Source organism: Rickettsia endosymbiont of Ixodes scapularis (assembly GCF_000160735.1).
Taxonomy (GTDB): Bacteria; Pseudomonadota; Alphaproteobacteria; order Rickettsiales; family Rickettsiaceae; genus Rickettsia; species Rickettsia tamurae.
The window spans coordinates 1,248,404-1,250,001 of sequence record NZ_CM000770.1 but is presented as its reverse complement, the minus strand read 5'-3'; the positions used below and the strand labels follow the sequence as shown (position 1 = coordinate 1,250,001).

Sequence of the window (1,598 nt, the reverse complement as noted above, 5' to 3'; positions counted from 1 at the left end):
TGATAAAATTTAATGATTCCTCGACCGTCCATCTTCTTGAAGATTAATAAAATCTCGCTCAATTACTCTACCTACCGTATTTCAGGATATGTACAACCTACGGTAATTTGGTGTTTTTTTTCTTTAGTGAGATTACTTAGGATAAGGTCTTTTATATCATCGTCTAGATCGATTACTACTTCAATAGCATCTTCTATAACTAGCTTATTGATTAATTCTGCAGATTTTTTTATGCCTAAAGTTTCTATTATTAGAGGTTTACTATAAGCATTTAACGATACTAACGTTTCAGGCTTAATTTCATCCTGTAATAAGGGAATAATTATTTTATATGTTTTATTGTTAAGATTATCTAAGAAATCCGCTAAATCGGCATAATGAAGTTTGGCCAGCCTGCTTGCAGCAGCATCATAATTGTGATCTTCGATCAGATTATTAATTTGATCAAAAATTTCAGCAAATTGATCGTGATGATCAGGTAAGATGCTTTTAAATATATTGAAATTAGGCATAACCTATTTACCTAATAGTTTATTAGACTTAGTTAATTATAATTATTTAAAACTGATTTAGTTAGGCTTGGCACAGAATTGTGTACAATTTGCTAATCAATATAAATCACAGAGTACAAATAAGCAATAGTTTTTATTTTAACTCCTTTTCATTTATCAGGAGTATATAATTAGCACAAACATCTGCTAACAAGAAGAACTTAGGAGTAAATATAAAATCTGAAGTGTTAAAACAGAAAAGTTTTAAGGCAGTGACCTCAGAACAAAAGAGCAACCTGCAGCAAGAAGTCGCTAATTTGACTTTGTGAAAAACGGTGAATGGTGCGGTCGAGAAGACTTGAACTTCCAATCTTTTTACAGAACAGCACCCTCAATGCTGCGCGTCTACCAATTCCGCCACGACCGCTTAAGTTTTACTCTATAGCAGATTATAAGTAAAATATCAATAGAGTTGTTGTTTTAACGTCATTGCAAGGGCATATATAGGTTTCCGTCATTTGCGAGCGACTAAAAGGAGCGTGGCAATCTCAGGACTTTAGCACGAGATTGCTTCGTCAAAACTTACAGTTTTTCTCGCAATGACGGCAAAGCTATTCAAGATAAATCAACAACAAAACTAGGTGTAATCGATTGTTTAGCAGCAGCTTTCGTTAAACTATCTAGTTTTTCTTCAATATTATCAAAATTAATGTGATATTCTCTAGAATTTCCGGTTAACACTAGGCCAGAGTCTATACCCAGGCGATTTGCAGCAAGTATATCGGTGTAAAAAGTGTCCCCAATCATTAACATACGATTCTTAGGGGTATTATGACATTCTTTTAAAATCTTGCTATATATTTCTTCATATGGCTTACCGCTATAAATTACTTTTCCACCAAGCTGCTTTATTTTTTCAGCATAATAGCCGCTACAATATCTATAAACACTGTGCTGATTTATTCCAAGGTCAGGATTAGCACAAATATTGACCATTTTATGTTGTACAACAATTTTAAATAATTCATTGAACTCGTTTAAATCTAAATTTTCGTTTTCATCTCTATAGATAGTCATTAAGAAAATATTAGCTTTGTTAATATCATC

Annotated in this window: 1 protein-coding gene, 1 tRNA gene and 1 pseudogene; all 3 read right to left on the bottom strand. The window is 32.5% G+C overall.

Annotation, left to right across the window (positions count from 1 at the left end; all coding sequences use genetic code 11):
* Positions 1 to 512 (bottom strand): annotated as a pseudogene (locus tag REIS_RS06330) (magnesium transporter MgtE N-terminal domain-containing protein); the annotation flags it as partial.
* A 319-nt stretch (positions 513 to 831) separates the two neighbouring features.
* A tRNA-Leu gene (locus tag REIS_RS06325) sits at positions 832 to 918 on the bottom strand.
* A 188-nt stretch (positions 919 to 1,106) separates the two neighbouring features.
* The coding region (locus tag REIS_RS06320; RefSeq protein ID WP_040614720.1) for a TIGR01459 family HAD-type hydrolase at positions 1,107 to 1,598 on the bottom strand (492 nt) is incomplete at its 5' end.